This window comes from Ottowia beijingensis, from assembly GCF_013423955.1.
GTDB classification, from domain to species: domain Bacteria; phylum Pseudomonadota; class Gammaproteobacteria; order Burkholderiales; family Burkholderiaceae_C; genus Ottowia; species Ottowia beijingensis.
Map to the genome: position 1 here is coordinate 1,810,799 of NZ_JACCKX010000001.1, position 26,242 is coordinate 1,837,040.

Here is a 26,242-nt window from a genome sequence, read left to right on the forward strand (position 1 = left end):
CATCTACAGAGTCTCTAGCCGCTCCACGAAAACCTGCGTCGGCAACTCATGCCCCTGAATGTCGAGTCTGAACTCCGCCAAAGTTTCGCCAAGGGTCGGCACGGGGGCGCGCATGTCGAAAGACGCCAACATGGTATGCCGATGATGGTTCGCCATGGACCAATACGACCAGCCTTGATCGAGCCATACCACGAGCTGCCCACCGCCCTGCAGATGTACGCTTAGTCGGCGTCCATGGATCAGATTTCGCCGATCTGTTGACTTGACCGAAGCCTCAATTCCACAGTATTTAAACGCCGCTTCAAGCGCCTGATCCCTCTGTTTGGTCAGACCCCAATCCGACCACCACGCACCTCTATTGCGCTGAGTTTTGCCCTCGTCTATCAGCATGGTGGCCACTTTGACTCGAACATCGGGCCATTCTCCTGTAGCTTGGAAATATGACTTAATTGCCGAAACTGCTTCGACCAGTAGAGCGCAGGCAATTGGTGTCGCCAGATAGCGATCTTCGTACTCGATCGCGGTCGGAACGGCGCCGCTTGGAAACAGCGTCGATATGTCCCCTCGACCAATGTACTTCCAGAAGCGCTCGCCGAAGCCAAGCCCTTTCCCATTCAGCTCGCTGCTGATTTCGAACGACTGGACGCCCGCGGCATCTGTGGCTGGCAGTGTGATGTCCTCACCCGAAAGGTGTGGGCCAACTGTGGGCGCTGAGACGACGATGCCGTCTACCAACTGTCCCCAGTGGCGATCACTACTAGCACACTGCCGCTCGGTAGTAGCCCAAGTCGAATAGGTACGGTCGGAGCGCTCTATTGTTGCGATGCAGTAGCCATCCTTGGACAACGCCGGCGCAGTACCGGCAATCACTCTCACGGAACCTAGCGTCTCAAGGCTTCGAAGAACAGCTGCGTTCTCACGCGACAATTGCGTTAGATCACCTTTGGAGGCAACCAGGAACAGTTCTGTGTCATCCCTGACGGATAGTCTGTGCATCAATCGCCTCAAGGGCGACGCCGGCAAATCCCAATCGGCTGGACTTCCGTTCAAGTAAACAACCAGACGCTGAGCATCCCCACGATTCAACTCTCGCGAAATCGCTTCATCGATCGGCTGGAACTCCGGCTTGAAGCTGCGCCAAACAGTTGGCACCTGTCATCCAACGCCAGCGACGCGAGCCAATCATCGGACAAGAAGTTCAGTGCGGCTTGCCGGTCCAGTTCGTCAGCACGATACCTCGTATCAAAGGTCAGGAGACACATCTGACAAGCGCCTTCGCAGCCTGCTTCGCACTGAAGCTTGCTCCTAGCTATGCGCATGAGCCTGGGGAGTTCAGAAGCAACAAGGCTTGAGTAACCTGCCGAACGAACATCAAAGACTTGAATGACGCGCGCCTTGCGATAGAAGTCGTCACGCAGCATCTTGGTGTCGCATCCCAGTTCAGTTTCCTCAACCCCAAGACTCTCAGCCACTGCTCTTCGCAAGGCTACCGCCAAGGTGTAGGCAACCGCCGAGTCCACCAAAGGCTGACCCTCTACATCGTTGAGCACAATCTCCAGAACGTCAGTCTTGTACTCACGACCAAACCGTATGCCGGCCTTGATCTTGAAAGGGTTGTCACTGCCGCCACACATCCAACTGCCTGCAGTCTTGCCCCTCTCAAACGAGCATGCGGACGTTGGAAGACCTTGGGTATCCCATCGGGGTCTTCTTCGTTCCCCATGGGCGATGCGCGTCCACACTCTAAGCACAGGGCGTAACCTGATCGGTGTTTGCCGGATGAGTGATGAAACACCGAACCCTGCGGCGTGGCGCGAAAGCGCCCTAGTTCAGGTTTGGGCAGTGGAACCCAGCTTCCGGTTGCAGTGATCCATGGCATCTCGACAGGAACGTACTCTTGCAATGTGATGTCGTTATGGGTCTCCGCGAAAATGTCCACGCTAAAGCCCGCTGGCTCTAGGTACTGGAGGTTGTACTGGACGCCATCTTCCAGCTCATGCGCGCACTCCGGACAAGTCTCGAGCTTTTTGCCAGCACGAAGGTGCCGCTAGCTCCGCACCGACCACATCGCCAAGCTTGTCGCAGGTTCTGCAACTCGCGTGCCTGATCCAGTGTTGCTGGCGCATGCCAGTTCAGCGTGATGCCTGCTGACTGATACACAAGGCCATCGATGACGACGCTTGCTCCTGGCGCGTACTCCCGCAGCGCCGTCACCGTGTCTCGACTGGGTAGCTCCCGCCGCTGGAACCTATTGTCCTCCCGGCCAGTCTCAGAATGTTCCCGCTGCCGCTGGATCTCGCGCGAATCTTTGTTGAGGGTCTCGAAAGTAGTGATATCTGTTGGGAAGCCGTAACCGGGCAACACACCACTCGTGGCCAGCTCACGGAGAAGGTATTCGCCCTTAAGGCGCTTGAACTGAACCTCAAGGGCACGCATGGGCACCTTGTCTTCAGCGTCCCTGGCGCGGAGCTCGGACATCTGCGCTTCGATAGCGTTCGTCTCTTCAATCCACCTCATCGCATGCCGCGCCACAGTAAGTCCAGCCTCTGCGACCAAAGCGGTTACGCTGCGACCTTCAAAGACCGTTCGTGCCGTCAGGGACCGCACGCCAGTGCACAACTCGGAGTGCTTCGAGTGATCGAAGCACTCGCACCATGCGACGAAGCGCTCCTGGCGACTCTCGCCGCGAGGCAACATCCACCACTCCAAAGTCAGCTTGTTGAGTTTTCCTCCCTGCTTTGCATGCGCAAGAAGTTTGCGAGCAGCATTGAGTTGATGTGGCGCTGCACGATCAAGGGGCTGGACAAGGAAATGCCGGGTGTTCTCAATCGCGTGGTGAAGGGCCACGCGGTGTTATGAAACACGTGCTGGTCGTGCGGGTTGTTTTTGCAGACGGTCAGTGCGATAGAGCGCGTTTCCGCCCTGCGGCCCGCTCGTCCAGCGCGCTGCAGATAGTTCGCCGGATGGGGAGGAACGTTATTCATCGCGACTATGTTGATGCCGCCGATATCCACGCCCATTTCCATGGTGGTCGAACAGCTCATCAAGTTAATCAGACCCTTCTTGAACAAAGCTTCATACTGTTCAAGGCGACTTCCGCTTTGCTGGGCAGAGTGCTCCACGGCCCGGAAGAACCCAGCACCTTCGATGATGCGCTCGTTCAGATCGGACCATGTTCCTTCGATCCGCGCCTCTTGCAACGCGGGGTGTTTTGCCAGCCATTCACGCGCGGCTTCAACGCGCTCATCGTCGCTCGCGAAATCTCGCACGATCACGTCGCAAACGGGGACTGTTATTGGGCGGCACTCCGTCAAGCCCTCGGTAGCAATATTCTGGGGCAGATAAGGAGTGACGCCGCGCAACGTGACATCCAGAACCCTGCGTGTGACGGGACAAAACCACGCTTTAGTGATGTTCTGATAGGCAACATCAGACAAATCAAGATACCTACCCTGGTCGCCCCCGATCTGAAGCAAACCGGATGTCAAGGTCAAGTCCTCCCAGGCAGCCAGCAGCAGGGCATTGATACGATCACCTCCCGTAACTGACTGAGGATCAAGCTTCAATACATGGGCAAGAATTCTGACTAGGCGACTATTTCTCTTGCCCTTGGAAACTTTTGGCCATTTGATCAGCTTGTGCGTTTGCTTTTCAACGGAGGTCGGCGCCAGGATCTGCCTCGGGAACACTCGTTCTGCCCCCAACGTTGCCAGCTGGATGGAAGCTGTATTGCCCAATGCTGTCGAACGAAAAAGTCCAACGCAATTTTGAGAAAGGAGCGCCACTCGTCCAGGCTGAAGCCGGCTTGCTCGACAGCCACTCGCCTCGTCGTCACCTGGCCCAGCTTTGGGTACTGCACTGAAACTAAGCCAAGCGTTTCCAAACTGTTCTGACGTTTCGGGCGTCGACCGAACTCACGGCACAAGAGAATTCTCGCCAGTAGCTCAGAGCCCTTGCTACTCTTGAACGCCTGATCCGCATCCGCGTAGGCAGTGCGAATCCAGTGACTGATGTCAGCAGACTGCGACGACAGCCAAGCCACCATCTCTTCGTGCCCAACGGGCTTGCCTGCAGAGAGCTGAGCTAATTTTGATTCCTTTTCCTCGATCTGCGTCAGCAGCAAGGTCCGCAGCTGACCGTCTTCCTGAGGAACGAGTCGCCGGACCTGCTCAATCTCCGCTCTGAGGTTTTGCCTCTCACCGAGGGACGATGCCGTGTCTGACACAAGCTTTCGATATACCGCACCACGCAGTGCATTTCGCTCAGCGTCTTGCTGCAGCTTTGCTGCGATACGAGCCGTGCCCTGCCGGCTGTCTGTAAAGGTGATCATCCGCCTGCCTCTACGAGGCATGTCCAGCGGCGTGTCCCCATCCGGGCAATACTCCAGCAGTGTTGGAATCACGGTGCCTAGATAGAAGGGTGCACCGAGTCTTGGTTTGCGAAACTGACGGGCTGGCATGTCATGGCCGCTACACTCCGGGCATCTCAGAACCAAGCTCTGATCTTCGTCGGCCGAGACATCCTGGATGCAGACGGCAATGGCTTCTTCAGATGCTTCTGAAACGACCTCCATCGAGTCACGCTTGAGCAGCACGGAAGGCCTGGGCGTCAGACCGTTGCAGATCAGCACGTGTGTTCGATTCGAGGGTCCGTCCAAGATCCCTGTTTCCGAGCCCTCCTCCACCTCGTCGCTCGGCTCATCTGGATCTCGATCCAACATGAACTCGTCCGAATCTTCTTCAATCGGTACTGCCAGCCGCTGGCTCAAACCCGTCTGCACCAGATCGGCACTGAGAAACGTCTGATTGCAGTCATTGCACGAAACCAGCGGAAAGACTGGCACACCGCATGCGCAGTGTCTTCGTTCTTCCGTGTATACGGCGCCATAAGCCCAGTCGGGGTGGTCCAGTTCGGTGCTTCGCTTGGCATCGCACTGTGGATCTGGACACGCCCACATTCCATTCAATGTGTTGTGAAACACATGCATTCGGAGCGGAAGGAATGGCTGGGCGGTTCGTCCTTCGCCCGCTACTGCACTCGTGAGGAGATCAAGCCACTTGAGTGGATCACGATAGTGCGCATCCGCTCCAGCGGACCCGAGCGCCGTCGCGACTTCCGACAGCAGCTGGAAATCACGGCCACCTTGTGTCGGTACAAACAACGACCTCAGGCGCCTGCCTATTGGATGAGCGGAGAGCCGCTTGTACAGGTCGTCGGAGCCCTGACTGGAATCCCGCAACGCATCGATTGTTTGGGCTACCCCTGTGTCCCCTGTGGTCTCAATTATTGGAATTTCCCTTTCACCATAAACCACGGTCACCCGGTCTGAGCCGACTCCCGCCAAGCTTGCGAGGAACTCCTGCAGTTGCCGGCGGGCCGGTTCGTCGCTGGCCCCGATAGTGGCAGACGTAGCGACAAAGTGCACCTGGTCCGCAGATGTGCCAAAGGCGTGGAGTACGCGTCGGAGCAGTAAGGCCAGTTCGGCAGCCTGCGATCCAATGTAGTTATGAGCCTCGTCCAGAACGATCCAGCCCAACTTGCCCTTGGACTTCTCCAGAATCGGTGCATCCTGCGCTCGGACCAGCATGTACTCCAACATCGTTGGGTTCGTGACCAGGATCTCCGGTGGGCTGTCCCTCAAGGTCGCTCGGTCATGCACTTCATTCGGAGCGTCGCGATACCGATCAGCCTTCGCTTCCTCTGGCGTCATGCCGTTGTATAGGCAGAAGCGAAGATCGCCTCCAAAAGGTCCCGTCCATGCCCGCAGGCGCTCACGTTGCGACTGAATCAAGGCGTTGAGTGGATACAAGAAGATCGCCTGGACGCCAGCTCCCTTAGCTCCATCTGCTTTTCTCTGGGCAATGCTGCTCAGCACCGGAACCATGAAGCACTCGGTCTTGCCCGAGCCGGTGCCGCTGGTGACCATCACTGATTGGCATCCAGGCCCAAGGAGAGCGCACCAGGCCGCCAGTTGATGCGAGTAGGGCTTTGCATCTGCCGGGAACCGATAGTCCTTAGCTGACTCTCCCCAAGGCTTGTCCATGGCCTTCACGACATCGGGGTGCAACAGCTTGCCGGACAGCTGAGACATCGTTTCATCCGTCGTCTTCCAACCGAACGTCGCCTCGAATACAGGGTCAGCCAGAAAGCAGCCGGGCGCGCCATATCCCCGAGAAAACAATGACAACAGATGCCGACGCAAGGGCTCATTCGAGAAGCCGAGGATGCCCACGGTGGCTCGTGAGGCACGCGTGCTTAGCTCAGGAAGAAGTGACGAGAAGAACTCGGATTTCATGAGGTAGTGCGCAACTTGAAGTGGGCCGAGAAGAAACAGCCCTTGAGGTTGACCTAGACAGCGCGGCGAAGTCCTGTCTGAACCGCCCCGGTTTTCGTGGAGTCTCCTTGGCTTGAGTCAGACCGGTATGGTCTGCTGCTCAAGATCACGATAGTAGTTGGCCTCGAACTCCGCCGGTGGCAGGTAGTCGAGTGCGGCCATCAGCCGATGGTGGTTGAACCAGGCCACCCATTCAAGCGTGGCCATCTCCACCGCCTCTGTCGTCTTCCAGGGTCCTTTGCGGTGGATGACCTCGGCCTTGTACAAGCCGTTGATGGTCTCGGCCAGCGCGTTGTCGTAGCTGTCGCCCCTGCTGCCCACCGAGGGTTCGATCCCCGCTTCGGCCAAGCGCTCGCTGTAGCGAATGCTGACGTACTGCGCACCCCTGTCGGAGTGATGAATGAGTTGCCCCCGCGCTCGCCTTGGCGGGCGTACAAGGCCTGCTCCAGCGCATCGAGCACGAAGTCGGTGGTCATCGAACTGCTGACACGCCAGCCCACGATGCGCCGGGCGAACACGTCAATGACGAAGGCCACGTACAGCCAACCCTGCCAGGTCGAGACGTACGTGAAGTCGGAAACCCACAGTTGGTTGGGCCGCTCGGCCTGGAACTGGCGGTTGACCCGATCCAGTGGGCACGGCGCCTTCGGATCACTGATCGTCGTACGCAACGCCTTGCCGCGCATGACCCCGCGCAGGCCCAGGCGTCCCATCAGGCGTTCGACGGTGCAGCGCGCCACCGTGATGCCCTCGCGCAGCATCTGGCGCCAGACCTTGCGCGCCCCATAAACGCCGTGATTGGCCTGCCAGATGCGTTGGATGTGGGGCATCAGGTGATCATCGCGCCTGGCGCGCTGACTTCGTCTACTTGGCTCTCGCTGACGCTGAACATGCCGCCAGTAACCTGAAGGGGCAATCTGCAGCACCCGGCAGATCGACTCGACCCCATGGGCATGGCGGTGCTCATCGACGAGTGCGTACATCACTTCAGTCGGCGGTCGAGTTCCGCCTGGGCGAAAAAGCACTGGCCAGCTTCAGGATCTCGTTGGCCTTGCGCAGTTCCCGATTCTCTCGCTCCAGGTCCTTGATGCGCTGTGCTTCGGCCGTGGTGACTCCTTCGCGCTGGCCTGTGTCGCGTTCATGCCGGCGTACCCAACTGCGCAGCGTCTCAGCGGTGCAGCCGATCTTCACTGCTATCGATTCAATGGCAGCCCACTGCGAGGCGTATTCCGATTGATGCTCCATCACCATCCGCACAGCACGCTCGCGTACCTCGGGCGAATACTTCACTGACTTTCTCATGACTCCATCCTCTCAGAGAATGGAGACTCCTCTAAACCCGGGGCGGTTCAGTCTGCTGATGGGAAGCCTTCATTGCCAGGATTGCTCCAGTTCGAAGGCCCAGTTCGAACCAGGTCGGATCAAACGCTTTTATCTGACGAAGCGCGGCAAGATGGTCGCGTGACTGAAGCCATCTATTTGCATCGCACGCCTGAACTAGAAAGCCGGTAAGCAGCGGAGCATTTGCCACATCCAGTTTCGGGTTGTTTGTGGGACCACCGGAAGAATCCTGGGGAGCCCACAGGAGTTGACGGCCCAGTGCTTTGATGAGCTGCAATGGTGCTCCCTCGCATCGCTCCGAGATTTCCTTGAGCAATCCCTCGCAAAGCTTGAACGACGGCCAACTAGCTGCATCGGCGTGATTGCGCAGCAGCACCCGTTGCACATGGCTGTCCTCACCTTGCCAAAGCTGTTGCAGCATGGCGTCGGGTGCACGCTGGAACTCAGAGATCAACCGTTCGAAACGCTCGCTTCGGGCCCCAGTCTTCTCGAACAAGATTCGGTCGATCTGGATGGCCATCGACTCGTCCATGAGGCCCATCTTTTGGAATGCATCAGTCACGATCGGGTCTATCAAAGCCTGCGTGACGCCGGGGCCCAATTGCGTCAGCAATGAGGCCGAGAAGGCCCCGTAGCTCTTAGCAAACTCGACCTCGACGTGAACTCCCACATCACGCCAAGTTCGTCCCTCATGTGTGCCATCAACTCGTACGTGTCAGCGGGAAACTTCAATAGTGCTGCCAGACAAGCATCTTGACTTCGCCCGATCACCCTCCAGTAGTCCAGCGTGTTCAGCGGGAGGTGCTTGAGATGCGCGTAGTGATGAGATATGAGCCTCCACGACGGGTGATCGAACTGATCGGTCATGGCAGCGACCACCTTCACGAGCTCTCGATCACGAACATCTGTTATCGGTGAACTCATGGCCCTGGCCAATGGGCACGCTTTGTCGCCAAGAGTCAGGAGAGTTCCCAAGCAGTCAAAAGCGGACGAGGCCCAAAGGGTTGGCCTCGCCATGAGGGTCGACGCTTCGCCAGAGTAGACGAGCCAAGGGCTGTGACTCGCCGGAAGCTCCGCCACGCTCCAACTTCTTCCAGCCTGCTCGTCCGCCGGCAGCTCAGGCAACTGACGTGGCTCCTGATCCCGGTCGAGGAGTGGGATGGCGCGAAAGTCAACTGATCGCAGTTGGTCCGGCGACGTCGCCGCCAGCTGCAGGGAAGATAAGGTGAACTTCTGATGCTCGCGTTCTAGCTCCACGTCGTAGCGATTCACACGCAAGGTTCTGATCGTTACTGACCCAGCTAGAAGGTTCACCTCCAAACATGCATCCAGATGGTCGCTTTGGCTGAAGAGCCCGTTCAAGGTTGATTCAATCTCGAACAACCTGAGATCTCCGACGCCATGAACGTCCAGCGGCACCTCAATCTCTGCGCGACGTAACCGGCTGCCTTGGCTCTCACCTTGCAAGTGCAGTTCAAGTCGATATCTTCTGGGCGTGCTTGGATTCTGGTCAAAGACCTGAACATGCACGTCGTGCGCTCGCTTGAGCGTCAGTGATGCGCCGTTTGGCAGGACACCGCCATTCGATCTCGTGAATCGTCCTCCGGAGGCTGGAAACGGCAAATCTACGCGCAAGACAGGAAGCGCCGGCGACCATTCGACGGTCAAACTGACGTTCGCTGGCGGATGCTCCTTCGCGTCTAGGTGCAAGCTGCAGGAGTCCCCTATCTCAGTGCGTGTAGGAGTCAGCTCGGCACTAGCATGCAAGGCCATCACGTTCCAACCACGGAACTCGATTGTTCCCTCACACTCGCTTCCCCAGACTTGAATGCGATGCGCGCATCTGGCGCCACGAGTACCATTCGAAACTTGCGTCGGCGCTGACCATCGACCAACCACCAAGCATCAACCGGACCACGATGCGCCTTGACGTTCGGTAGCCGCTCTCCCTTTCGAACGGCCCGCGTCCACTCAAGTTCTCTGTCAGGGATCGGAAAAGGTTCACCTTCTTCGTTCAGGCGGTATAGCTTTGGAACGCCCTGGTACACCGGAAACGGCGACGAATGAAACCATAGGCGACTTCCTTCCACAACAGTCGCTCATCCGCTTCGCTCTGCGCATCTGTTTGTACGAAATAAAGTTCATCGTCAGCGCTGATCGCTACTGGTCCTTGCACCTTGTACATCCATCTAGGCTCAGACAGATCCTCCACTAGCCCGACCAAATCCACCGATCCACCGCCCTCGGGGAGCAGGCTGAAGTGATCTGGAACCAAAACATACGCGGCACTGCTGGCGACCTTGCTGGAGCCAACGCCTACCAGCGTCAACGTCTCCTCCACCATTGAGAACGTCCACGGCTGCCCATCCTCCAAAGCCTCGCCCCCAGGAACGGATACAGGCGGCGCAAGATCCGCACCAACACTGCGCAAAGTGAGCAACACCTCCTGGCATGCTTCGGCGCCGATAAATCGTTTAGATCGCCCGGTAAGCAAAACAGTGCTCGACTGCGCGCCCAGTAGCTGTCGACCCTGCCCCAAGGGCAACCGATGATCACCGGCCATTTCGAGAACGAATGAAGGGGAACTTCGGACGAGGACATTTGCATGGCTGAAGCAAATGCATCGACTGAGATCGTGCTGACCACACTCACCGACATTGACAGTGCATAGTTACCTGAATCTGCTAACTGAACGAGGGTGCGCACCACGGAGACGGGATACGCAGTGCTTGTCTTCGTCTGACGCGACACCTCCCGCACCAGACCAGCCAACAAGGACTCGACGGATTGGTCATCCACGGCGATCGGAAAGCGCTCCCGCCACTTGGGCTCCCTTTGGTCAAGTACCGCGACGGGATTGCCCACACCGGAAAGCTTGTGCTCGCCGCGCAGCGACATAACGGTCAAGACCATCTCGGACAACAGCCGGTAAATTTCGGGGGCGCGCAGATGCTGCACCAAGTCGTCACGCTGACTTTCGAAGTAAGCGAGCAACTGCGGCTCGCCCCAAGTCAACACTTGGGCCCTACGCGTCGCGCTCAGCAGGAGACGAGAAATCACTCCGTCTCCGCGCGCAATGAGTTTCAGCGGCAATCCACCGTGGGCGACAATGGCTCCGAGATACTTCTTCCCATCCTCACTGGGGCGGTGTCTCCAGGCACTTAAACCGCGCTCAACAATGACAGAGCGGTCCAACGGATCCACTCGGTACGGCCCCAGCGTTAGCGATTCGAAGATGCTCGTCCAACGCCATGCGCCTCCAGCGTACTCGCGCCGCCACCACTCGGAGGCATATAAAACGAACAGGGCCGCTTCGGCGTCGGACTGAACTCGCCAAGGCGAGCCAGCCATGTTCTTAAGCCGGTCAGAAAGAAGGTCCTTTAGCTCTTGGTACTCCGAATGAGAGACACGGTAACGGAAAAGCATTTGGCCGTTTGCTTTGTCCATGCCTCGTGACTTCAAGAATGCATGGAGCCATTCATCGACTGCCGGCAATTCTTCCCCTCTATCGCTCAGGAACCAACGAATTCACTGACCATAACAGAATGCAAGCAAATGCTCAGTGAGCCTCGCGAGCTGAATTCAGCCAGAGCTCGTCGGTACGCTTCGCTGGCATATTGCGAGCCCATGCCGCGTGGCAGATCAACTCGAGGTTCGGGCGGCGCGGCTGCACACTGCCGCGTTGAGCGCAGCCAGCACCAGAGTTGTGTGTCGACCTGGCGGGAGATCCCATGACCCACTCCTTTGCGGCTGCAAGCATCCAGCAGCACCGCCAAATAGCTTCCTCGAGCTGACATGGACCGCGCTGCCAGCGTAAAAGTCTCGATTCGCCCCGTGGTCCAGTCGGTAGGGTCCGCGCTATTCCCCGACCTGTCGATTCAACAACGCGCTTCAGCGGGATTGCTGGCGCAGATTGTGCTTAGGCAAAAGACCGAACTCAGCCTTGCGCGGACGCTTGCGGAGCCTCTGCAAGAGCTCCGTGTTCCACCGTAACCGCGCCGTTCTGGAATGCCAAAACGTCTCAGTAAGCTACAAATCCATGGTGTCTTAGCGCTTGTCGAATCAACTGCACGATCTTCCTCTGGCGCTCTTTAGGCATGCGTGCCTCGATCGTGGCAACGCTGATGCCCGCTACCACATCGCCGGCGCTGTTAAAGACTGGCAGGCCTACGGCGAGGACCCCGCGTGGCGTGGTTTCCTACCACCGACCAACCACGTTCTCGCGTGGCGTCTACCAACGCACGCAAGCGCGCCTGGGTCATGCCTCCGTACAGCATCAAGCTCGGCGCATTGACCTCAATCACGGCTTCCATCTCGCGATCTTCGAGAGCTGACAGCAGCGCCAAGCCAGCCGCGCCTACGCCCAATGGCTGTCGAGTTCCCACCTGGATAACGAGCACCTGCACCGGGTAGCTGCCCACGTGCCTTGCGATGCAATGCGACAGCCCCCTCGCGCACCACTGCAAAAGCCGCGTCACCACACCCCGCGCTCACGCTAGCCAACACAGGTGACAGCGTTTCGGCCAGGTCTTCGCGCTGCTTGGACGAGCGCCCCAGAGCCCCCAACGCTCGCCTGGACCGTAATGAAAACGAGATACCACGCTGACATACCTTGCCGCCTGCAACGCGTGCAATAGCCGATACACAGTGCCCCGCTCCAAGCCGGTTTGGCGACACAACGCGATGACGCGCAGCCCTTCTGGGGGACCAGCAAGGATTGCATCCATCACCTTCAGCCCACGGCTCAAGGTTTGAGCCTCCTCGGGGGTGAGGGTTTCCCGAGGTATTTTTGTCCGCATGTCGGACGTTCTTGGTCATTCGTTTATCGGTTCCATTGAAACAATGCCCATCAACCCGTGGAGATTTATCACGTGGTGAGCACAGACGCAGACCACGAATTTACTGTCAAGGAGACGAAAAATGAAGCCCCACATCAAGCGCAGAACGATTTGTTTGAGCCTGCTGGCCGCCGTGAACGCGACGTTCTCAGCACCAGCTTTTGCCGACAAGCTGAACTGGCCAACCAAGCCGATCAAGCTCGTCGTCGGCTACGCAGCTGGGGGTGCCACTGACGTGCTGGCGCGCCTAGTGGTCACCCGCATGGCGACCGAGTTGGGGCAGCCGATGGTCGTGGATAACCGCACCGGCGCCAACAGCAACGTCGGCGCCGAAATCGTGGCGCGCTCGGCTGCCGATGGTCACACGCTGTATGTTTTTACGATTGCCAACACGATCAATGCCTCGTTGTACAACAAGCTAGGCTACGACCCAGTCAAGGATTTCGAGCCGATCGGCCTGATCGCCAAGATTCCGAACCTGCTGGTGGTCAATCCTGCATTGCCTGTGCAATCGGTGCAGGAGTACATCAAATACGCCAAGGATGCGAAAGACGGCATCACGTTTGCGTCCTCTGGCAGCGGCTCGTCCATCCATCTCTCGGGTGAAATGTTCAAGATGAAAACCGGATTGAACATGCTGCACGTTCCGTACCGTGGCAGCGCCCCGCTGTGTCTGATCTGCTGGGTGGTCAAGTGCAGTCGATGTTCGACAACTCTCCTTCAGCCATGCCACATGTGAAGGCTGGCAAGTTGCGTGCATTGGCAATAACCAGCAAGGAACGGTCTCCTTGCTGCCCGACGTGCCCACAATAGCCGAGTCGGGTTTCCCAGGATTTGAGGTGCAATCGTGGTTTGGCATGGCAGCCCCTTCCGGCACTCCTGAGCCCGTGATCAAACGTTTGAATACAGCGCTCAACACTGCTCTGAACGACCCGGCCTTTAAACGGCGACTAGAGGAACTCGTGGCCACGACCTCACCTGGAACGCCAGATGACATGCGTAAGTTTGTCGCCAGTGAGCTGAAGAACTGGGGCGAAGTGGTTAAGGCATCCGGCGCTAAAGCATACTGACTGCTCTGTAACCATGCATCCCATTGACTTCTTCTGGCGCGCTGCGCAGCGCTGGCCCGACCGAACAGCCATCGATGCGCCAACCGAACGCATCACATACAGCGCGCTAGCGCAGCGGGTGCGCGCGGTGGCTGCTGGACTGATCCACCTTGATCCCACTCCGCAGTCGCGAGTGGGCATCTGCGCGACAAATACCGCAGAGCACATCGTCGCCCTGCTGGCTGTGCTTGCCTGCGGCAAGATATGGGTTCCCTTGAACCCCAAGAGCACGCCGTCCGAGATCCGCCGCATAACCGACTCTATCGATGCGAGCATTCTGATCATTGAGTCAGGCTATGAGGCACTTGTGACCGACGAAAGTGCCTACCGCATCCTCATCGGCGCGGCCAACGGTGGGCAAAGGACTCTGGACGTTCTGGCGCGAGCTCACGCCGACGCAATCCTGCCAGTGCTGGATTTGGATGGAGACGCAACGCAAGCCATCAAGTTCACGGGCGGAACCACCGGTGCTCCTAAAGGCGTGATGCAGCCTTATCGGGCCTGGATGACCAACATCGTCAACCAAATCCATGCTTGGTCATTCGACGAGAACGATCGCTATGTGATGGCTGCTCCCATCACTCACGGGACCTCCACCTATGTACTGCCAGTTCTGGCTCAGGGTGGATGCCACGTCATCATGAATGGCACAGGTGCAACTGCTGTACGTGACGCGTTCAAGCTCCGAGGCGGCACCGTGTGCTTCATGCCGCCCACTTTGGTGTACATGCTGATGGGGCTCGAAGATGTTACCCGCGCCGACTTTCCGCAGCTTAAGCGTTTGATCTACGGGGAGCTCCCATGCCACCCGAGAAGATACGCGAAGTGCGAGCGTTCTTCGGTCCCGTGCTGGGCACGACATATGGACAGACGGAGGCGCCACAGATCCTGACCGTGATGCGCCCTGAGGATTTCGACGACGAAGCTAACTGGGCCGCCGTAGGACGCTGCACTTGGTACAGCGACGTGGCCATCATGTCCCCGGACGGCAGGTTGTTACCCCCAGGTGAGGTGGGCGAAGTCGTCGCTCGTGGGCCGCTAGTGATGACGGGTTACTGGAAGTTGCCCGAGAAGACTGCCGAAACCTTGGTGGACGGCTGGCTCCATACGGGTGACCGGGGGCTGCTCGATGCGAGAGGCTATCTGTACTTAAAGGATCGCCTCAAGGACATGGTCATCACCGGCGGTTTCAATGTATACCCCATCGAGGTGGAAGACGCGCTTTCTCAGCACCCCGCCGTGCATGAGTCGACCGTATTTGGTGTTCCCGATGACAAGTGGGGAGAGAGCGTCAACGCCGCCGTGCAACTACGTCCCGGGCACCACGCCAGCGAGATCGAACTGGCCGCCTTTGTGCGCGAGCGCCTGGGCCCTGTGCAAACACCGAAGCGCATCCACTTTGTCAACGATCTTCCTCGCTCACCTGTGGGCAAAGTATTGAAGAACGCCGTGCGCGATATGGCTCTGAGCGGGCAACTATGAACTCTTTCTTCGTATGAGCACCATCAAAAAGACTCCTACTACCAGCTTGTGCACCCACACCCTTAGCAGCCTCACCTATCGCAACGCCAACTTGGTTGACGACTTGATGGGCAAGGCTACTTTCACCGAGGTGATGCTGATGCAGGTTCTGGGACGCAAACCGCGCCCGGTTGACCTGCGGATCACCGATGTGGTGCTCATCGTGCTGATGGAGCACGGTCTCACGCCCAGCGCCATTGCCACGCGACTGATTTATATGAGCGCCCCGAGAACCTGCAAGGCGCAGTCTCAGCCGGGTTGCTGGCCGTGGGAAGCTCCTTTGTTGGCACTATGGAGAACTGCTCGGGATTGCTCGATCGCATCATCGCAGCCCCCGATTCGCAAGCTGAAGCCATGGAAATTGCACTCCACTACAAGGCACTCAAGCTACCCGTGCCCGGCTTTGGCCACCACCTGCACAAACCGGTTGATCCGCGCGCTTACAAGCTGCTGGAGATTGGTCGTGATGAGCCCGACCTGAAGGGCGACCGCATTCGTGCTTTGGAGGCGCTCTCGAAAGCCGTAGACGAGGTGGCCGGGCGCCCAATCACCATCAACGCCACCGGTGCTGTCGCCGCGCTGCTAGGCGAAATCGAAGTGCCCACAGCAATCATGCGCGGCTTTGCGGTCGTCTCGCGTGCAGCAGGGCTGGTGGCGCACATTGTCGAAGAACAGCACGATCCATCTGGACGATTCATCTGGGACACGGTGGAAAAAGCGATCCCCTTCGTTAGCCCCAGCGAAGCCGACAAGCCCTGAAATGGTTACCCGCATTCTGGTGACTGGAGGCAGTCGCGGAATCGGTCGCGCAGTGGTAGATCGTCTGAGCGAGGATGGTCATCAGGTTGTCAATTTCGACCTGCAGCCGCCTGAGCAAATGGCCTGTGACGAACAGTACCTGTGCGTCGATGTCAGCGACGAGGCTGCACTACGCCACGCGCTCGACGACGCACTGAAGAGCGGACCAATCACCCGTCTGGTCAACAACGCCGGCATTGTGCGGCCTCAGTCTCTCAACAGAGTCAGCACCGACGATCTGCGCGCCGTGATGGACGTGAACCTTGCCGCATCGGTGGTGTGCGCGCAGGCACTTCTCCCGGGGATGATGGCGGCAGGCGATGGACGAATCGTCAATATTTCCAGCCGCGCTGCGCTGGGCAAGACAGAACGCATCGCCTACGCGTCGAGCAAGGCGGCCCTGCATGGCTTTACCAAGGCATTGGCGCTTGAAGTGGGCGCCCATGGCATCACTGTGAATGCTGTAGGTCCGGGCCCAATCGCCACCGAGCTTTTCACCAAAGTCAACCCGCCAAGGTCGCCTGCGACAGAGCGGATTATGCAGGCGATCCCGCTGCGTCGGATGGGCTTGCCTTCAGAAGTCGCTCACATGGTGGCCTCCTTGTTAGATACACGTGCAGGCTTCGTCACGGGCCAGGTGATCTATGTTTGCGGAGGCATGACCGTGGGATTGGCATCATGAGTGACCTAGTGAGGTCTACACCACGTGGGCCGTGGGATCTCGCCGGAAAGACGGTGGCGGTGGCCGGTGGGGGATCGGTCGCTCCCGGTTGGAGCATTGGGCGTGCCGCCTGCGTGACCTATGCTCGCTTGGGTGCCACCGTGCTTGTGCTCGATCGCGACCTGTCCTCCGCGCAGGAAACAGCTCGATTCATCACCGAGGAGGGCGGCGAAGCGTATGCCTATGAGGCCGACATGGCGCGAGAGCAAGACATCGTGGACACTTTTCGTTCCTTGGCTATGCGCCATGCACCACTCGACGTGCTTCATCACAACGTCGGCATCGGCAAGACCGGCGGACCCATGGAAACCAGTGCTGAAGACTTGGATCGCATCCACTCCGTCAACGTCAAAAGCTTGATGTTGAGCTGCCAAGCCGTGCTTCCCAGCATGGTGGAGCGCCGCACTGGAGTCATTATCTCGATTGCATCAGTCGCGGGGCTTCGTTACCTTGGTTATCCTCATCTCGCGTATTGCACAACCAAGGCGGCCGTCATCCAGATGACGCGCATGATTGCGCAGCAGTACGCCCCTTACGGCATTCGCGCCAATACGGTGATACCAGGGCTGATCGACACCCCACGGGTGACGGCCAACGTGGCGCACATGTTTGCAGATAATCTGGACGAGGCTAAGGCTGAACGTGCTCGGCAGGTTCCGATGCAACGCATGGGCACTGCCTGGGAGGTAGCCAACGCTTGCGCGTTTCTGGCCTCGGACTCGGCCAGTTACATCACAGGTACGGAGCTGCTGGTTGACGGCGGCTTGGTAGGCAAGTTCGTTTGATCCAACCGACGAGAATGCCCATGCGCCAAGAATCAGGAGGTTAACCTGGAAGGTGGACTATATTGGGCTATCTTGGTTCTGACGCCCTTTTTCTGGCGCCACAGGAATTATTGGCATAGATTGGCTTTGCAACTGCTGCAGTCCGTTGCTTCCTTGGTGTGAACTCACGCTGATCAGCATCAAGCGGTCGCTGACCTAAATTTCGCTAGACGAAGCCAGTAGCCGCCCGTTAGGCCAACTCGCCGGCATCATCAGCGTCGTCCACCTCTTCAGAGTCGGACGGCAGTACGATGAGGTGCTCCTCTTCGCCTTCGGCTTGCTCAGCCTGAGCCTTCGCCTCGCGCTCCGCTTCAATCGCTGCAAGCATCTGAGTCACCAGCGGCTCTAACGCTGCAACGCCGTCCTTGTACTCCTCAGTCCTTAGTAGCTGCCGCTTGCGCACGAAGGGGATGACCTTACATCCCTCGGGCGGAGTCCAACCCTGCGGGACCGATTCATTGGCCACGAACACTTGATGCGACGGTGCGTGCGTGTAGATAGTGTCGAGCAGCTTGGCGGTGTTCGCGTCGTCCAAACCCTGCTGTCGAGGAGTGTCGACCATGAACGGGAAGGCGGGCCCATTGCCGTAGCGCCGGTTCAAGGCTAGCAGCGCCATGTGCATAGCCAAGTAGATGCGAGGGCTGGAGCTGCCCGAAGCCTTCGCCCCCGGGCGCGCGCCAATCTTCACGGGGCCAATCTCAGCTTTGGAGATGCCAAGTCGGTCGGCGTAGGCGTTCAACTCGTCTTTGAACTCATTGCGGACTTGCTTCTCGCGCCCCTTCTCTGTGAGCCCCGCAAGCTCTGCTTGGAGCGCGTCTCGCTCTACCTTGAACTCGTCAATCTGTGCGGACAGATCCCGCTTAGTGCGGTCGTAGGCTTGCTCGAGCGTGGTTCGGCTCTTCGCAGCAATGATGTCACCAACTGTCGTACCTTCCTCTCACGCGCCATCAACACGCGCAGCTCATTCAGGCTCGAGGAGACAGCCTGGAGCTTGGCGCGCAGATCCTGCTCTCGGTTTTGAACAGATGCAAGCTGACTGCGCACAGAGATGACCAACTGGTGAGCATCTTCCGCGTCGGTCGCGAGCTCCACTTTGGCTCGAAAAGAACTGTCGTGCACCTGCCCGCAGGTGGGGCAGGTAAGCTGACCTTCGTCGGGGATCTTCGACAGGTACGCCAGGTCTCCCACCAAGTCTTCCTCGGCGCGCATCACCATCTGCAGCTCGGCGACCTTGATTTGTCGGTCCTCGACCGCTTCGACCAGTGCAGAACGGATTTCGTCTTCTTCCTTAGACAGGGCGGCAGCGCGGTCTGCGAGCTCCCTCAGCTCGTTGGCGAAAACATGTTCGTCGAGCGTCGCCCTGGACTCGGGCAGCATTGCGCTGACCTGCTCGAAAGCCTTGGATTGCAGGCGCGCCTGTATCTTGGCTTCGCGAAGCTTGTAGTCGATTTCGTCTCGACGCAGCTGGGCGAGGAAGTAGCGTTGCGGGCGCAGCCCGGTAAACGCTTCGAAGACAATGGGCTCCCAGCGGAGAAACTTCCCAAGGCCAGAGAACGCGGCCCACCTCCGGCTCCAGCCACCCTCTTGGTCGATGTAAAAGGGCAGTATGGCGTACTCGGGCCCTGCAAGTCCGAACAGGCCTTTGCTGGCGCTGTAGCTTCAGAGGGAAGTCGAAAAGTTCGACAAAAACTTCGTCCAGACCTTGGCGCTCTCGGTTCCAATGACGAGCTTGCCGTCGGCGTCGAATGCCGCGCGTTGGTGCCGCCCCGAGCGCAGGAAGATGTACTTCTTGCTCCCGATAGACAGCTCAGTAGCTGCTGTAATGTTCGAGTCCCATGAGCCGGCGTTGCGCGCGGCGGGCTCACATCCAAGCGTCCAGACCATATGCTTGAGGACGCGCGACTTCCCAGTCTCGTTAATCCCCGCTAGCAGGTTCTTGGTCGGGCTGAAGGTCTCCTTCGAGCGCTCGCGTCCCTTTCGGACACGAGCCAGAGCGCGTGAAAGGTGACGATCGCTCTCATTTCGCGTTCTCAGGTTGCGAATCAGCCGGAACAGGTGGTAGATGTTTGGTTGGGTTTGCATCTTCGTAAATCATCGCCATGAGGCAGTAGAGGTATTCGCGCTTGAATAATCCAAAGTCAGGGGGCGACAGTTTCTCCAGGTCGCGGTACCAGGTTTCGAACATATCCGTGAGACGGACGACGTCTGCGTACTCGCCCTTGGCCGTGTAGACATCCTTCAGCCGGGAGGCAAGCATGGGCGTTGAGGTCGTGCGATCCGATATCTGAACGCAGGCTCGTGCCATCTCCCGGCGCATCTGGCGAACGACCGCTGGAGGTGCCAGCTCAGCATTGAACCGGTTGATAACCGACTGCACATGGTCGGACGTGGGGATTGCCTTGTCGTTCGCCGCGGCGAGGTACTCCGTGACGTCAGCCCGTGTGACGGCTCTCGCGAGCAGCTCGGGGAAGTTTTTCGCGTGACGCGTGCTCGCGGCGCGCAGGTTGACATATGATGCGACGATCAACACCGCCAGGAGCGTGGCCTTCCCGCTGAGCTCAAGCCCCGTCGCCAGCTGCATTTCAGCGCATTCGCCTGCCACGAATTTGTGCGGGTCAACTACAGGGCAGTCAGTAACAAGGAGTTCGAAGTCGTCGAGGTCGATTGCCTCTTCGGCCGGAACATCTAGCTGCGCGCGGAGCTTTGCTTCGATATCTTTCTTGGCAGCGTCCGGCAGCGCGCTCAGGGCCACGCTGCTGACCATCACCGTTCCGCCTGCGGCCCTAGGGATTTCGAAGGATGCGTCAGACGCAAAGACGAGTTCCACCTTTGTCAAGTCCGAGAACCGGCGGCGATGGACGTACAGCTTCGCAAGAATCGACGGTTTCGCCTGTTTTGGCTTGGATTTCTTGCCCGCTTTGCCCTTGCCTGCGGCGAGCGCGGCGGCTGCGTCAGTTTGGCCGCCAGCGCTAGGGTCGTTCGCAGCCTCGTCTTCTGGCTTCTCTACCGCCAGCAAGCTCCGTAGCGTCCACCTGAAGGACGATTCGTTCTTCTTAAGCTGGACGAACCGCACCGTCGTCGGATCGGTAGAGGAGTTCAGAAGAGCAATGTCCTGCTGCCACTCAAGGACGACGGCGTAGTCGCCCGGCTTCCGGTGCGCGCGCATTGCCTCCAGGACCGCGAGCCATACCTGAAAGCTGAAGCCCTTGATGGCATGCCGGCCGCCGGTCTCGTCACCCTCGAAGTCATGGAAAAGATCCGTTAGAACCTTCTGCAGCGGTGGTTCCGGCAACGTATTTGCAGTCATCGAGTGTCTGGTGCGTGCCCAAAGCAACGGAAAGGCATTTGTCTCGAGAAGTCCGTACTGCATACGGTCATGGAGCCATGAAGGACCAACACATCCAAAAAGCTCGGCGTTTGGCCTCAATAGTGACGATTATTGCGCCAATTTTTTGCCCATGGGCTACGGGGCAGGCTGGCCACTGCGGACTGTGTCATCGCACATTGGCGAGCAACCGCTGAGTGCGATAGCTACCACTGGTTGGCCCATGGTTGAACGGCCGCAATCAGCCTGATGCTGACATGTAGGCTGCCGTAGCAAGAACCACCCAGTGGCCTCTCTCCACTTGGAGCGTCGAGAAATCCTACCGTCCCTCCCCCACGCACCCACCGCCTGATCCGCCGCCCCCGCAACCCCTCATACAGCCCCGCCGGCCCCAGCAGAATACCTTTCATCCCGGCCCGCACCCGCTCCGACTCCAGCGCCTGCCGGCTCATGATCTGATGCGCCTCGAAGGCCTCGATGATGGCGTTCATCAGCTCGGCATCGAAGTTCGGTGACGCCGCAAACTGCGCCTTGGTGTTGTTCCTGGCTTGCTCGGCCAGCACTTCGGATTCCATCAGCTTGCCGCGGATCACGTTGTTGACGTAGACCAGCTTGTCCTCGTCGCTGAGCTCGCCCTCGAAGAGGTCGTTCACCCGCTCCAGGATTTCCGAGAGCAGGCGCTTTTCCTTGTCCTGCAACTGCCCACCGCCGGTCTCGGTCATGGGTTGCAGGCGGTATTCGCCTTCCGTTTCATTCAGCGCCAGATCGCGCCGGCCCTGGTCCTTCAGCTTGTGGTGGGTCAGCACCACCTTGGACAGATCGATCCCCTCGCGCTCGCGGCCAAAGTCCAGCAGCGGCAACAGGCGCTTGAAGAACAGGGCGCGCTTCTCTACGGCGGTGTTGCCGTAGTCAAACAGCTGGCTCAGGAAGGCATAGACCCGCACATAGGTGCCCAGATCGCGCCGGAACAGCAAGAGCGCATCCAGCTCGTCCCGGGCCGCCTGGGCTTCGGGGCCCTCCGGCTTGGCCGATTGCAGCTTGTCCTGTGCGGCCCGGTAGCGCCTGAGCAGACGATCGGCCACCGGCTCGATGGCCGCCACCAGCATGGCCTGGGTGGCCCTGGGGTTCAGCTCGGCGGCCACCACGCGCTCGACCTCGTGTTCGTCGTAATGCCCGCTGGCATCCAGCTTGGCCTTCAAATCCAGGATCAGATTCGGGTCGGTCACCCCGGCCAGTTCGGCGGTTTCGTAATAGGTCTTGAAGGCGGCCAGCACCTCGTCCGGGTCGTTGACGAAGTCCAGCACATAGGTGGTGTCCTTCTGGCCGTGCGGGCCGTTGTAGGCGCGGTTCAGCCGGCTCAGGGTCTGCACCGCCTGGATGCCGGCCAAGCGCTTGTCCACGTACATGCCGCACAAAAGCGGTTGATCGAAGCCAGTCTGGAATTTGTTGGCCACCAGCAGAATCTGGAAGGCGGCGGTGTTGAAGGCCTCGCGAATGCCCTTGCCGTCCAGCCCAGGGTTCAGCTCGGCCGAGCGCTCGGACACCGGCTCGCCGGTGCTTTCATCGAGCACTTCGCCCGAAAAGGCCACCAGGGTGCCGATGGCGTAGCGGTGCTCCTGGATGTACTGGTCCATGGCGCGCTTCCAGCGCACCGCCTCCAACCGGCTGGCGGTGACCACCATGGCCTTGGCCTGGCCACCCAGCAGGGGCTGCACGTTGTCGATGAAGTGCTCGACGACGATAGCCACCTTCTGGCTGATGTTGTACGGGTGCAGGCGCACCCAGCGCATCAGGCCCTTGACGGCTGCGCTTTGCTCGACTTCCGTGTCGGTCCAGTCCTTGCCGTCGTGGGTCAGCTTGAAGGCCAGCCGGTACGGCGTGTAGTTCTTCAGCACATCGAGGATGAAGCCCTCCTCGATGGCCTGGCGCATGGAATAGACGTGGAAGGCTTGCGGCAGGTTGGTGGGGCCGGCCGGCTGGCCGGGGTCGGGGCGCCTGCCGAACAGCTCCAACGTCTTGGCCTTGGGCGTGGCGGTGAAGGCGATGTAGGTGATGCCGGCATCCGCTCCGGCGCGGGCGCTCATCTGTGCGGCCAGGATGTCTTCGTGGCTGACCTCGCCGCCGTCGGCCAGGTCCTTTGCTCCTCGGCGCTCAGCAGCTCCTTCAGCTTGGCGGCGGCCTCGCCGGTCTGGCTGGAATGGGCCTCGTCGGCAATCACCGCAAAGCGCTTGCCCTCGGTGGCGGCCAACTCGCGCACCTTCTCCAGGGCAAAGGGAAGGTCTGGATGGTGCAGACGATGATCTTCTTGCCGCCCGACAGCGCCTGGGCCAGTTGCTGGCTCTTGCTGGCATCGTCGCCGGTGATGGTCTCGACCACGCCGGTGGTGCGCTGGAAGTCGAAGATGGCGTCCTGCAGCTGGACATCGAGCACATTGCGGTCGCTCACCACCAACACGCTGGAGAACAGCTTGTGGTGCCCGGCGTCGTGCAGGTCGGACAGAAAGTGCGCCGTCCAGGCAATCGAGTTGGTCTTGCCCGAGCCCGCGCTGTGCTGGATCAGGTACTTGCCGCCCGGGCCGTCGGCCAGCACTGCCTGCACCAGGCGGCGGGTGGCGTCGAGCTGGTGGTAGCGCGGAAAGATGATGGCGCGGATGCGCTTCTTCTCATCGCGCAGGGTGACCAGGTAGCGCTCGATGATCTCCAGCCAGGAGTCGCGTTGCCAGACCTGCTCCCACAGGTAGTGGGTGCGGTGGCCGTCCGCATGCGGCGGATTGCCGGCGCCGCCACGGTCTCCCAGGTTGAAGGGCAGGAACTGGGTGGCCGGCCCCAGCAGGCGGGTGGCCATGTGCACGTCGCGGTTGCTGAGCGCAAAGTGCACCAGCGCGCCGCGCGGAAAGTCGAGCAGGGGCTCGGCGCTGGCCCTGCCCTTGGGGCGCGGCAGGCGGTCGAAGCGGTACTGGTCGATGGCCCGGTTCACGTCCTGGGTGAAGTCGGTCTTGATTTCGGCCGTGGCCACCGGGATGCCGTTCAGGCACAGCACCAGGTCGATGATGTCGTCATGGCTGGTGCGCACCTGGCGCAGCACGCGCAGGCGGTTGGCGGCGTAGCGCGCCTGCAGCTCGGGGTTCATGCCCAGCGCGGGGCGAAACTGCGCCATGCGCAGGGCGCGCGCAGGCCGAGCATGTCGAAGCCGTGGCGCAGCACATCCAGCGTGCCCTGGGTGTCGAGGGCCTTGCGCAGGCGGTCGAGCAGGATGGCTTCGGCTGCCGCGCCGTGGTTCTTGACCAGGGTTTCCCAGGCCTGGGGCTGGGTGGCTTGCAGCCAGGCGATGAGATCGGCGGGGTACAAGGCGCGCGGGGTGTCGTAGCTGCGCGCGTCGCCTTCGGTGCCGGGCTCGGAATACAGCCAGCCGTGGGCGGCGAGGTGAGTGCAGATGTCGGTTTCGAACGCAATTTCGTTGTGTACGGCCATCGATCCTCCGTCCGGGGTTTAGTGCTCAGGCTTGTTTGCCGACTGATCAACCTCGATCAGATGCCAGGCACGGTTCGCAATCGTCAGACGACCGTCGAACACCGAAACATGTACCGATGCCCCGGCATAACGTTGGGGCAAGTGATCCAGATGAATCGCCGGAATCGCGAAACTCGCAGGCCACGGCGCACCGATTCCAGGCATGGCGATCACTTCAGAGCAGGCCTCGACCCGAAAAACCGCTCCATCAAAGGAGAAGATGGCGGGATCTGTCTCAGCAGCGGTCGCAGCCAATGGGCGCAATGCTTTGGCGGCCAGCTTGAACCAATCCTTTTCCACACAGCACTGAGGCCGCCTTTCGTATGCCTGCTGCCTGCGCACCCAGGGCAAGTGATCTTGCAGCAGCCGCCCTTCAAGCAACCACCTCGGCGCTTCGCTGTCTGGAACGCAGGTGCCCACGCCATGGGCCAGCCACGCCAAGCCCTGCTCGAACGATTCAACGTCAACGGGCATCTCAAATTGAATCCGGGCTAGCGATCTCGCACTCTGCGCATGGCCATGAACCAAGAAACACGGTTCGAACCACTTGTTCATGACGCGGGCAGCGCTCAGCTCAAAGCCTTTAGCAGCGTAACGGTACGCAGGCTGCTCGTCCGTCATGGCTCCCCACTGCTCCTCAAACCCCAAGGGGAGCCACAAGCTCCTGACGTTGAAGCTCATGGGCCTTCTCGAGCAAGCACATGCCCGCGCACGTCGATCTGGCCGGTGACGGCGGCGGAGATCAAGGCGGAACGACGCTCTTGGAGAAGGAGAACAGCTTCACCTGCCATGTCTGCCAAGCGCTCGATTCGATCAACCTCCGTCCGAAGGTATTGCGCGATTGCTTGCTGCTCAGCCAGCGGAGGCACTAGCGCTTTGAACTCGACTGCGTGGCTGATATTGAACTGCTCCTGAGCAGCGCCGTACTGAACCACCTCAACCTGATATCTCACTACTTTGCTGTTCATCAGATAGCAAAGCCAGTCCGAGTCGAAGTGGCCTTTTCTTATCAGCATGACGGAGGCGCAGTTGCCGCCTTCGCATTCAGGCGGCACGACCGCAGTCACGCCGGGTGCCCCCACTCACTGTCAGCAAGTCCCCAGCTCGCAGATACGTCTTGGACTGCCGCGCGCTGTCGTCAACGGTGATGCGTCGAGCGTTCTCGTAATCAATGGTGCCCTCGCGGATGTCTCCACCGTAGATGAACGGTAGGCCTTCTTGAGAAACATAGTCCGACGGATTGATCACGATCCCAACCGTCATACTTGGCGTTAGGCGCTTGAGGGCGAGCACTCCCCAATGCGCCGGCACCTGCCCCAACCACTCCACCCCGAATCCTTCATCGGCACCGACGGATCAAGCCCCTTGGTGACGGCGTGCGAGATGAGGGCCTGGCGCTTTTCCTTCAGCAGCGCGATCAGCTTTTCCTGCTCGGCCACCAGCGCGTCGATCTTGGCGGTTTCGCGGTCGAGGAAGGTGGCGATGGCCGACTGCTCCTCAGCTGCTGGCAGGGGTATTCGCAGGTTCCCAATAATCTCTACAGCCAGCCCCGGCTGGGCTGCGGCAACGGAGTACTGGCCAAGGTTCATCGCGCGAAGCAGCTCCCCAAGCCAGCGCACTTGGACAAATACATGCGGTGTCACAACGACAGCATGCTCAGATGCCCAAAACCTACCTTCCGCATAATTGATGTTGCCGCAGAGCGCTCCTTGCCGCCCGATCAGCGCAAAGAGACCATCGTGTGTGAACGCATTGGTAAATCCGCGCAGGCCGTTCCCTCCATACACGGGGTAGTTGCCAATTTCGTCTATCGAATCTGCAGTGATGGCATCACCGCTTCGCATGCTCACCAGTCGTTTCAGCGCGACGACATCCCAATGCGCCGGCACCTCCCCAGCCACTCCACCCCACTGTCCTTGTAG

Annotated in this window: 22 protein-coding genes, 5 pseudogenes and 1 other annotated feature; of the genes and pseudogenes, 6 read left to right on the plus strand and 21 right to left on the minus strand. The window is 59.5% G+C overall.

Translation table 11 applies throughout. The features are described from left to right. Positions 1-3: 3 nt before the first annotated feature. From H0I39_RS09105 to H0I39_RS23220, 13 genes and pseudogenes are all read right to left on the minus strand, one after another. A complete protein-coding gene (locus H0I39_RS09105; RefSeq protein ID WP_180550276.1) occupies positions 4-876 on the minus strand; it encodes a hypothetical protein in 873 nt (290 codons plus the stop codon). Positions 877-1,082: 206 nt separating this feature from the next. Continuing rightward, positions 1,083-1,634: a Zn-binding domain-containing protein gene (locus H0I39_RS09110; protein WP_180550277.1), complete on the minus strand. Its 552-nt coding sequence runs from the start codon at positions 1,632-1,634 to the stop codon at positions 1,083-1,085. Positions 1,635-1,956: 322 nt separating this feature from the next. Continuing rightward, a complete protein-coding gene (locus H0I39_RS21960; protein WP_257645709.1) occupies positions 1,957-2,436 on the minus strand; it encodes a hypothetical protein in 480 nt (159 codons plus the stop codon). A gap of 275 nt (positions 2,437-2,711) precedes the next feature. Then, complete coding sequence (locus tag H0I39_RS09115) at positions 2,712-3,737, minus strand: helicase-related protein (RefSeq protein ID WP_257645710.1); 1,026 nt, start codon at positions 3,735-3,737, stop codon at positions 2,712-2,714. Next, positions 3,632-6,295: a DEAD/DEAH box helicase gene (locus tag H0I39_RS09120; protein ID WP_180550279.1), complete on the minus strand. Its 2,664-nt coding sequence runs from the start codon at positions 6,293-6,295 to the stop codon at positions 3,632-3,634. The genes H0I39_RS09115 and H0I39_RS09120 overlap by 106 nt, the downstream gene beginning before the upstream one ends. A 117-nt stretch (positions 6,296-6,412) precedes the next feature. After that, positions 6,413-7,636: pseudogene (locus H0I39_RS09125) on the minus strand (IS3 family transposase). Next, positions 7,243-7,358: a sequence feature (AL1L pseudoknot), on the minus strand. (Overlaps the previous pseudogene by 116 nt.) Before the next feature lie 31 nt (positions 7,637-7,667). Next, on the minus strand, positions 7,668-8,345 hold the full coding sequence (locus H0I39_RS09130) for a hypothetical protein (RefSeq protein WP_180550280.1): 678 nt from the start codon (positions 8,343-8,345) through the stop codon (positions 7,668-7,670). Next, a complete protein-coding gene (locus H0I39_RS24050; protein WP_373368275.1) occupies positions 8,282-9,448 on the minus strand; it encodes an STY4851/ECs_5259 family protein in 1,167 nt (388 codons plus the stop codon). The genes H0I39_RS09130 and H0I39_RS24050 overlap by 64 nt, the downstream gene beginning before the upstream one ends. 241 nt (positions 9,449-9,689) lie before the next feature. Next, positions 9,690-10,019 carry a hypothetical protein gene (locus H0I39_RS09135; RefSeq protein WP_180550281.1) on the minus strand — a complete coding sequence of 110 codons (330 nt, stop codon included), beginning with the start codon at positions 10,017-10,019 and terminating at the stop codon, positions 9,690-9,692. Next, a complete protein-coding gene (locus H0I39_RS09140) occupies positions 10,001-11,170 on the minus strand; it encodes an STY4851/ECs_5259 family protein (RefSeq protein ID WP_257645711.1) in 1,170 nt (389 codons plus the stop codon). The genes H0I39_RS09135 and H0I39_RS09140 overlap by 19 nt, the downstream gene beginning before the upstream one ends. A gap of 526 nt (positions 11,171-11,696) precedes the next feature. Further along, positions 11,697-11,813 carry a hypothetical protein gene (locus tag H0I39_RS24705; protein ID WP_308645813.1) on the minus strand — a complete coding sequence of 39 codons (117 nt, stop codon included), beginning with the start codon at positions 11,811-11,813 and terminating at the stop codon, positions 11,697-11,699. Between the two features lie 13 nt (positions 11,814-11,826). Further along, complete coding sequence (locus H0I39_RS23215; RefSeq protein ID WP_308645814.1) at positions 11,827-12,156, minus strand: IclR family transcriptional regulator domain-containing protein; 330 nt, start codon at positions 12,154-12,156, stop codon at positions 11,827-11,829. A 9-nt stretch (positions 12,157-12,165) separates the two neighbouring features. After that, positions 12,166-12,474: a helix-turn-helix domain-containing protein gene (locus tag H0I39_RS23220; protein WP_307776794.1), complete on the minus strand. Its 309-nt coding sequence runs from the start codon at positions 12,472-12,474 to the stop codon at positions 12,166-12,168. Positions 12,475-12,595: 121 nt separating this feature from the next. On the opposite strand from H0I39_RS23220, the gene H0I39_RS09150 reads away from it, so the two are divergent. The 6 genes and pseudogenes from H0I39_RS09150 (at position 12,596) to H0I39_RS09170 (ending at position 17,447) form a co-directional block, all read left to right on the plus strand. Beyond that, a complete protein-coding gene (locus tag H0I39_RS09150; RefSeq protein ID WP_257645712.1) occupies positions 12,596-13,252 on the plus strand; it encodes a Bug family tripartite tricarboxylate transporter substrate binding protein in 657 nt (218 codons plus the stop codon). Then, positions 13,216-13,583: pseudogene (locus H0I39_RS21965) on the plus strand (Bug family tripartite tricarboxylate transporter substrate binding protein). Before H0I39_RS09150 ends, H0I39_RS21965 begins: the two are co-directional and overlap by 37 nt. A 13-nt stretch (positions 13,584-13,596) precedes the next feature. After that, positions 13,597-15,104, plus strand: a pseudogene (locus H0I39_RS09155) (class I adenylate-forming enzyme family protein). Between the two features lie 13 nt (positions 15,105-15,117). Beyond that, positions 15,118-15,902, plus strand: a pseudogene (locus tag H0I39_RS09160) (citryl-CoA lyase). A gap of 1 nt (position 15,903) precedes the next feature. Then, a complete protein-coding gene (locus tag H0I39_RS09165) occupies positions 15,904-16,623 on the plus strand; it encodes an SDR family oxidoreductase (protein WP_180550283.1) in 720 nt (239 codons plus the stop codon). Continuing rightward, complete coding sequence (locus H0I39_RS09170; RefSeq protein WP_180550284.1) at positions 16,620-17,447, plus strand: SDR family NAD(P)-dependent oxidoreductase; 828 nt, start codon at positions 16,620-16,622, stop codon at positions 17,445-17,447. Before H0I39_RS09165 ends, H0I39_RS09170 begins: the two co-directional genes overlap by 4 nt. 229 nt (positions 17,448-17,676) lie before the next feature. On the opposite strand, the gene H0I39_RS09175 is transcribed toward H0I39_RS09170, so the two are convergent. From H0I39_RS09175 to H0I39_RS09210, 8 genes and pseudogenes are all read right to left on the minus strand, one after another. Next, on the minus strand, positions 17,677-18,225 hold the full coding sequence (locus H0I39_RS09175) for a hypothetical protein (protein ID WP_180550285.1): 549 nt from the start codon (positions 18,223-18,225) through the stop codon (positions 17,677-17,679). An 83-nt stretch (positions 18,226-18,308) separates the two neighbouring features. After that, positions 18,309-18,863 carry a hypothetical protein gene (locus tag H0I39_RS09180; RefSeq protein WP_180550286.1) on the minus strand — a complete coding sequence of 185 codons (555 nt, stop codon included), beginning with the start codon at positions 18,861-18,863 and terminating at the stop codon, positions 18,309-18,311. Positions 18,864-19,145: 282 nt separating this feature from the next. Continuing rightward, positions 19,146-19,568: a hypothetical protein gene (locus tag H0I39_RS09185; protein ID WP_180550287.1), complete on the minus strand. Its 423-nt coding sequence runs from the start codon at positions 19,566-19,568 to the stop codon at positions 19,146-19,148. Next, complete coding sequence (locus tag H0I39_RS09190; protein WP_180550288.1) at positions 19,504-20,793, minus strand: dsDNA nuclease domain-containing protein; 1,290 nt, start codon at positions 20,791-20,793, stop codon at positions 19,504-19,506. The genes H0I39_RS09185 and H0I39_RS09190 overlap by 65 nt, the downstream gene beginning before the upstream one ends. Before the next feature lie 374 nt (positions 20,794-21,167). Further along, positions 21,168-24,281: pseudogene (locus H0I39_RS09195) on the minus strand (type I restriction endonuclease subunit R); the annotation flags it as partial. Positions 24,282-24,299: 18 nt separating this feature from the next. Then, a complete protein-coding gene (locus tag H0I39_RS09200) occupies positions 24,300-25,001 on the minus strand; it encodes a hypothetical protein (protein WP_180550289.1) in 702 nt (233 codons plus the stop codon). Next, complete coding sequence (locus H0I39_RS09205) at positions 24,998-25,387, minus strand: restriction endonuclease subunit S (RefSeq protein WP_180550290.1); 390 nt, start codon at positions 25,385-25,387, stop codon at positions 24,998-25,000. Before H0I39_RS09205 ends, H0I39_RS09200 begins: the two co-directional genes overlap by 4 nt. 204 nt (positions 25,388-25,591) lie before the next feature. Then, positions 25,592-26,209 carry a restriction endonuclease subunit S gene (locus H0I39_RS09210; protein ID WP_308645815.1) on the minus strand — a complete coding sequence of 206 codons (618 nt, stop codon included), beginning with the start codon at positions 26,207-26,209 and terminating at the stop codon, positions 25,592-25,594. Positions 26,210-26,242: the final 33 nt, after the last annotated feature.